At 50.4% G+C, this 7610-nt stretch carries 6 protein-coding genes; all 6 read right to left on the reverse strand.

What is annotated here, in order from left to right:
• The coding region (locus AACZ40_RS27160; protein ID WP_339676694.1) for a hypothetical protein at positions 1 to 588 on the reverse strand (588 nt) is incomplete at its 3' end.
• A 304-nt stretch (positions 589 to 892) separates the two neighbouring features.
• Entirely contained in the window at positions 893 to 1234 is a 342-nt protein-coding gene (locus AACZ40_RS27165) for a transcription initiation protein (protein WP_291179954.1), read from the reverse strand.
• 112 nt (positions 1235 to 1346) lie between these two features.
• On the reverse strand, positions 1347 to 1931 hold the full coding sequence (locus tag AACZ40_RS27170) for an HD domain-containing protein (protein WP_291179958.1): 585 nt from the start codon (positions 1929 to 1931) through the stop codon (positions 1347 to 1349).
• Between the two features lie 584 nt (positions 1932 to 2515).
• Positions 2516 to 3934: a DUF1501 domain-containing protein gene (locus AACZ40_RS27175; RefSeq protein ID WP_291179961.1), complete on the reverse strand. Its 1419-nt coding sequence runs from the start codon at positions 3932 to 3934 to the stop codon at positions 2516 to 2518.
• A 72-nt stretch (positions 3935 to 4006) separates the two neighbouring features.
• The gene (locus tag AACZ40_RS27180) at positions 4007 to 6502 is read right to left on the reverse strand and encodes a PSD1 and planctomycete cytochrome C domain-containing protein (RefSeq protein ID WP_339676697.1); all 2496 of its coding nucleotides are present in this window, start codon (positions 6500 to 6502) and stop codon (positions 4007 to 4009) included.
• A gap of 224 nt (positions 6503 to 6726) precedes the next feature.
• Positions 6727 to 7610: aminotransferase class V-fold PLP-dependent enzyme (locus tag AACZ40_RS27185; RefSeq protein WP_339676700.1), on the reverse strand; the 884-nt coding region annotated here is incomplete at its 5' end.

A 7610-nucleotide genomic window follows, 5' to 3' on the forward strand; every position in this document is an offset into this window, starting at 1 on the left:
AGCATCTCCCCTGGCAACATGATACGCAGCAGATACATTATCAGCACTTTTATAAATCAAATGATTCTTAACACGACTCTCAAATGTCGTGGAAATTTCCCTGAGATTTTCGGGGTCTCTGATGAGTTGCCGATATTTGGTAACTAAACCAAGTAGCTCCGCATCTTGCTGAATCAGGGCTTCAAGCCGATCCCCCCACTCGTCCTGATTTTTAAATTGCCGAAATCCAGTAAAAGGAGTTGCTGCTTTTAAGACTGGCTGAGTTTCATACTTCACTGGCTTACCATCAACCAGGATACGACACCACGGCTTTTTGGTATTATACATCGCCCTTAGTGGAGCAGACACGGGAAAGGTTCGCGTAAGACTGTCAGGTTTGTCTGACGGATTATGCAGCGTATACGAAACGCGAAATGATGTGTTCAAATATTGTTGCGGAGTAAATTGTAGCTTAATATCAATGGCCCCCTGCTCAATTCGCACAGCAGACTCTTCTTTGTCCTGAAAGGCAAAAATGAGGGCAAGTGGCACCAAAAAGAAACACGAAATAAACAGGCTCACTAAAAAACGGAGAGCGTTCGTGCGCATCGTAGACCTCATGTCCCTATGAGGGAATTTGAGTGAGAGAGAACTGATTCGGACTTGTGCAATTGTATAGACCTCTTTCGCTTCGTCAAGTTCTTCTTGAAAGTCACATATCTCGACAAAGGACGCGGGTTGCCTTCCCGCATCCCATTCTTTTAAAGCGAGCTACAACTCGTCATAACCACTTCACTTCATAGGTGTTGCTAGAGCGCATCCACATTTAACCATAGCGTCTCCCGATCTATTATGCTCGGTCCAAATGGTCCTGGAGACGCTACAGTAAAACTGGACACAGTCTATGCCACTCTCAGGACTGCGGGTCGAACCCAAAGACGCGTAGCTCCTGGTCACAACGACAGGCCTTCGACATGCGAGCGGCCCACACGATAGCCTCCTCGCGCGAGTGTAGTTCGAGGACCGTGAAACCGCCATTGAGTGGAGGCGCCCACGAGTACCCGCCTGCGGCGAACGTGCCATCGGCGGAGACGAGCACCGGCGAGACCGCTTCGTCGATACCGCCGCCGAAGACATATACGCCGGCAGCTTTTGCTTCGTCGATTACCGCGTGTGCGTCGTGACCAACCGCTTCCAGTTCGTCATCGGGTACGACCATCGCTGCGCTTGGAAATGAAATCAGGTATTTCGCCATAGAACTCTTTCTTTAGAAATGGAAGACAGTCGTGCGCGAAGTTATTTGCTGAACGCCGCACTCGGCGGAAATTTGCGAGCGTCATCGAGTAATTTTTCGTAGCAGCGCCTTGTCAGGAGCCATTCAGCCACCCTTGTTCAACAGCATATTCTACCTTTGAAATAAACCAGCCATATATTTCGTGATTTTCATCCTCGATAAATTGATGCATTTTCAACACTTGATCCTTGTGTATTCCATTATCCTGCCATGATCGACCTTCGCTAGCGATGTTGTGAAGAAAGGGTAACAAGCGATCAATAACTTTTAAGAGCTTCGCTTCCTTGCTCTTTCCTGCCTCTTGCTCTTCCCAAAGTCCAATGATATTTCCAATTGGATTTCCTGGGTGCAAAGCTATTTTTACTACACATTTGCGTTCTTCAATATGCGCATCACTTCTATTGGTACTGTAAAGATAGGTGTCTCCCGCTTCGATTTCACCAAGATCATGGAGCAACGCAAGCTTGATTAACTTTGAAATGTCATAATCTTCCTGAGACAATTCTGCAAACGCCCAACAGGCCATAGCTAAATGCCATGAATGCTCAGCCGAATTTTCCACTCGTTCTCCACCGTTGATGTAGGAGCGGCGATTAATCGACTTCAAAGCATCTAATTGAAGTAAATATTCTGAAATCTTTGAGATTCTCTCGGACAATCCTGGCCTCCAAAACGGTTGGTTATCGCGGCGAGGGCTCGGGGAATTCAGATGAAGGCCCAGCGGACAACAGTCAGAGGCGGCGGGCCTGTATTCCCGTTAGCTCTGGTGACATGGAGTTTACCCCTTCATAAGATGCAAGCTCTCATATGACGGTTCATCACGAAATGAGGAAAATGTATCGTGCATACACATAAAGCTATCTGATAATTTTTCGATGTCAAGCACTATGCGAAGGATCAGGGATAGGCTGCTTCACTTCGAATGCATGGTGGTCACATCGACCTCCAGCAGTTCGCTGTTTGTCTTCCCACAGGAGATTGGACAATCCGCCAGAAGATCGCGGCTCGCGAAATTGCATGAGGTGTTCACGACCAAGGTACGAACGGCACTCTTGAGAAAGTCCTGTTGAGCAGGCTGATGAACAACCGAGTCACATCAAACCCTGTGCCGAAAACTTGTCGCAAGACGGTTTTGATTCCTGGCATGTGCCGAAAATTAACCGTTTTTCTGGAAAGCACAAATTAAAAAACCCTTCTTCACAGGAAGAAGGGTTTGATTAAATCAGCTGTTGTGTTTTCAGTTTATGCCAGAATGCCGTGGGCCACATGACCGGCGACATCCGTCAGGCGGAAATCACGACCTGCATAACGGTACGTCAGTTTTTCGTGGTCCATTCCCAGCAGGTGCAATATAGTGGCATGGAAATCGTGGATGTGCATTTTGTCTTTGGTGGCATAGTAGCCGAATTCATCGGTGGCGCCATATTGAATTCCGGATTTGACGCCTCCCCCGGCGAGCCACATGGTGAAACCTTCCGGGTTATGGTCGCGACCATTTTTTCCCTGTGCCGTGGGAGTCCGACCGAACTCGCCACCCCAGATGACCAGCGTATCTTTCAGCAGTCCCCGCTGCTTGAGATCCTTCAGCAGTCCGGCGATGGGCTTATCGACTTCTTTGGCGTTTTTACCATGCCCTTCGAGCAGGTTCCCGTGCTGATCCCACTGGACTTTCTGGTCACTGTGTGAGACCTGTATAAAGCGCACGCCCCGTTCTGCGAAACGACGTGCCATCAGGCACTGACGTCCGAAATCCGCAGTCTGCTCTTCATCAAGTCCATACATTTTCATGGTGGCTTCGGTTTCGCCGGAGATATCCTGGATCTCGGGCACTTCTTCCTGCATGCGGAACGCCAGTTCAAACGAACCGATGCGGTCATTCAAAATCTGGTTCGGTCCGGTCTCTGCCTGGTGCATGCGGTTCAATTCATTCAGGAAATCGACCTGTTTACGTTGCACCTTGCGTGAGAGAAAATCATTTTTGATATATTCAATCTGAGCCTGTTTGGCGGCGACAGCGGCATTCCCGAGTGGCGTCCCCTGGTAAGGAGCCGGCAGAAATGCGGAGCTCCAGTTTTTCACACCGCCGTGTGCCAGTGTGGGGCAGATGGTGATGAAGCCGGGCAGGTTCCGGTTTTCGGTCCCCAGCCCATAAGTCACCCACGACCCCATACTCGGTCGCACGAAGGCATCGCTACCTGTATGCAGCTTGAGTAACGCGCCCCCGTGGGCCGCGTTCGTTCCATGCAACGAGTTAATGATACAGAGATCATCCACGCATTCCGCTACATTCGGGAACAGTTCGCTGACATGAATTCCACTCTCGCCGTACTGCTTGAACTTCCAGGGTGATTTTAACAGATTACCGGTCGGTGCGAACTGTACCCGTGGTTTATCGAAGGGGAGCGGCTTACCATCATATTTCTGAAGTTGCGGTTTGTAATCGAATGTGTCCATGTGGGAGGGGCCCCCCTTCATGAACAGAAAGATCACGCGTTTGGCGCGCGGCGTGAAATGAGGCTCTTTCGGCGCCAGCGGATCTTTCGATTTCGCAGCCTGTGCTTCCTCGTTCAGCATGGAGAGTAAGGCGAGGTTTCCGAAACCGACGGCTGATTTCTTCAGCAGTTCACGACGGGAATATAATGATTGAGGTAGGATACTCATAACGTGTCTCGATTGCTTATTGAACAGTTTCAAGTTGATTCTGGTTTTGACATCCTGTCTGCCTGAGCCTGTTTACCTGAGATAGATAAATTCACTCGATGCAAAAATGGACTGACAGAGCACCTGCCAGGAGCGGGTGATCCGTTTCTGGGAATCAGCCTCTTCTGCCTGCAGATCTTTTTCCAGTTCTTCCAGAAAGTGCAGTGACTTGCTGACTTCCATCTCGCCAGCCTCTCGCCCATAGGATTTCAGGAACAACTCCTGAATCTTCTGTTCGGGCGATAACGCCGTCTTGTGTAATATCGTTTCCGCCATCCGGTGGGATGCTTCTTCCACCAGTTCACTGTTCAACAGGAACAGCGCCTGGGGGGCCACGGTCGTCGAGGCACGATCACCGTTTAATACACTGGCATCGGCATAATCGAACAGCATAAACATTCCATACAGATGATTACGAATCACGGGCAGATAAATGGAACGCCGATTGAAGTCATAAGTCACTCCGTCTTTGGATTCGTGATTGAAGACAAACTCACGGTTTCCCACATTGAGCAGTGAGCCACCCAGAGCGGGATCCAGACCATCACTGACGGCCAGAATGGAATCACGTATTGATTCCGCGTCCAGACGCCTGAGATCAACCCGCCACATCAGTTTATTACTCGGATCAACGGCTGCAGCCTGGGAATTAAATTCGCTGCTCATCTGCCAGGTGTTCGACAGCAGGATCGTACGATGCAGCTGCTTTAGGGACCAGTTTTCTTCCATCAGCTTGACGGACAGCCAGTCCAGCAGAGGTTGATTGGTCGGTTTGGCTCCCAGTTTTCCGAAGTTATCGGGAGTCGCAACAATGCCCTTGCCAAAGGGCCAGCGCCAGACCCGGTTTGCAATGACGCGTGATGTTAATGGATGCTGTCTGTCGGTCAGCCATTCGGCAAGTTTCAGACGGCCGCTCTGTTCTTCAGGGAACGGCTTCTGGGGCTGCTGACTCAGGACCACCGGTACGTGTCGGGGCACGGTTTCCCCCAGTGTCAGGTGACTGCCACGAATATGAATAGGAACGTCTATGGTCTCCCGTTCGGCTGCTCCCATTGCTGTGGGAACTTCAGGCCGTTCTTTTTTCAGTGATGCAACCTGGTCGCGCAGCGCTTTCAATTTTGCCTGGACCTCTTTGGAATAAGAGGGTTCCGGCTTCTCGGGCAGTTTAAATTCTTTGCCCCCCTCTGTCTGGAGCCGTTCATTTTCTGATTTGACCAGCGCGGCAATTTGATCTTCTTCTGCCTTGATCTTCTGATCCCAGTCTGCCTGTGCTTTCAGTTCCGCTTCTGTCGCGAGCGAGTTTTCGTTCCAGCGGCCAATTGTCTTGTAACTCTCCATGATTTTGGTGCTTTTCAAGATCCCCGCCAGACCATAATAATCGTTCGCTGAAATCGGATCGAATTTGTGATCATGGCAACGGGCACAGCCGAGTGTCATGCCCATCAGCGAGACGCCAATAGTATTGATCTGTTCGTCGATGATGTCCATTTCCATTTTGGTTTTATCGACTTCGGCTAGAACTTTCGGACCTAATAACAGGAAACCGGTGGCTGTCAAACGCTCATTGCGTTCGACAACATCTTTCGCTGGCTCCAGCAAATCACCGGCGAGTTGCTCTTTGAGGAATAGATCGTAGGGCTTGTCTTTATTCAACGCATTCACGACATAGTCGCGATATTTCCATGCGGTCCCATACGCCACATTCTCGTCCAGGCCATTGGAGTCGGCATAACGGGCGACATCCAGCCAGTGGCGGCCCCAGTGTTCGCCGTAATGGGGAGAGGCCAGCAGGCGATCCACCACTTTTTCAAAGGCGTCGGGAGAAGAATCGTTGAGAAAGTTTTCGATTTCCCGGGTAGTCGGAGGCAGGCCGGTCAGATCAAAGGTGGTCCGTCGAATCAGCGTGCGTTTGTCTGCAGGACGGGCAGGCGTCAATCCAGCCTGCTCCAGTCCCTGCAGGATGAACTGGTCGATCGGATTTTTGACCCATGACTTCTGTTTGACTTCAGGCAGATTCGGTTTTTTGACCGGCTGGAACGACCAGAACTCACGTTCTTTTTCCAGGTCATATTTTCCTTCGTTACTGGGTGCACGCAGCAGACTTAAATCGGCATTGGGATAAGGGGCACCCATTTTGACCCAGTTGGTCAGGTCTTCAATTTCCTCTTTGCTCATTTTTTCGTCGGGAGGCATCTGCAGATCGTTGGACTGATAATTGACCGCGGTGATCAGCAGGCTCTGCTCCGGCTTGCCGGGAACGATCAGCGAACCCGCTTTGCCTCCCTGCGCGATGCCTTTGAATGTATCAACGCGCAAATCCGATTCCTGGGTATCTTCACCATGGCAGTCATAGCAGTGCTTGATCAGCAGAGGACGGATTTTCGCTTCAAAAAACTGGATCTGTTGCTGACTGGGTTCTTTCTCGGCTGCCTGGAGTGGAGAAAGACTCACTACAGCGAGGGCGATTAATATTCCGCATGAACCCTGTGTTACGAAAGTACAGAAACAATCTCGTAAACGAGCAGACATCTTCATGATTTTTCCCAGCAGTTTAGGTAGGAACCACAAATTGATGAGTGGAGCGAGAGTCTCTCACACCCATTATGAGCGGCTGTTGAGTGTAGGTAAGAACTTTTGAAGAATGAGCTTATGTCTTACCTCTATTATAGGATCTCTGGTTCATAAGTCAGCAAAAATACTGACTTAAAACAATTTCTCAGCGACTTTTTACACGTCTGGCAGCCATAAACCGCCTAATTTCCAACAAAACTCTTCGCGAGTGCATGATTTAATTCACTCAGAAAAGTCTCTACATTTTCCATCGTATTATAACCATGCAGGGCCACGCGGATGCGTCCGGCGTGGTACATGGGGTGAATTTGTTTACTGTGTAAGTGCTGATAAATGCGTTCCGCTTCAGGGTGACGAAACGCAATAATGCCTCCCAGATGCCCGGTATCGCGGGGGGAAATCAATTCCACCGATGTCTCTTTCAGACCTTCCAGACAGGCCTCGACCAAGGGAGTGGCAGCGCGGTTGATCTCTTCTATGCCGGCAGAAGTAATGTAATCCAGGGCAGCTCTAATGGCATAGACGGCAGGGTAATTGGGCATGCCGACGGTAAAGCTGGCTGCCCCGGGCAGGCTTTCGGCTCCTTCAAAACGCTGATCGCCAAAGGCGTCTTTCAAGTTAAACCAGCCTCCAGCAGGAACCGTCCATTCCCGGGCTTTGGCAGTGGGAACGCCGACCAGTCCGCCGCCATGAGAAGCGAGAATCCATTTGTGCGTACTGCTGACGATTAAATCAATGTCCGTCAGATCCAGTGGAATGCGGCCCAGAGCCTGAGTTACGTCCAGTGCGATCAGGGCTGACGAGTGCGCACGGATGGTCTGAATCACGTCCTGCAGCGGTATTTTATAACCATTGAAAAAGCTGACCAGTGAAATACTGACAACCCGGGTTTTGTCACTCAGCAGCGACTGCAGATCTTCCAGATGCAGTTCCCAGTCGCGAGACTTCCAGACCTTCACGGTCGCCGGACAGCTCTGCTGCAGTCCATAGGTATAACTGGCGGGAAAATCCAGATCACTGACGATAATCTCATCACCGGTTTTGAGCTGCAGCGCCTGGTAAGCCA

This window comes from uncultured Gimesia sp. (assembly GCF_963972345.1).
In the GTDB taxonomy this organism is placed as follows: domain Bacteria; phylum Planctomycetota; class Planctomycetia; order Planctomycetales; family Planctomycetaceae; genus Gimesia.

What these genes read in the sequence shown, in the direction of transcription:
- AACZ40_RS27180 (WP_339676697.1), bottom strand. Translation starts at nt 6,502, where the DNA reads ATGTCTGCTCGTTTACGAGATTGTTTCTGTACTTTCGTAACACAGGGT.
- AACZ40_RS27175 (WP_291179961.1), bottom strand. Translation starts at nt 3,934, where the DNA reads ATGAGTATCCTACCTCAATCATTATATTCCCGTCGTGAACTGCTGAAG.
- AACZ40_RS27165 (WP_291179954.1), bottom strand. Translation starts at nt 1,234, where the DNA reads ATGGCGAAATACCTGATTTCATTTCCAAGCGCAGCGATGGTCGTACCC.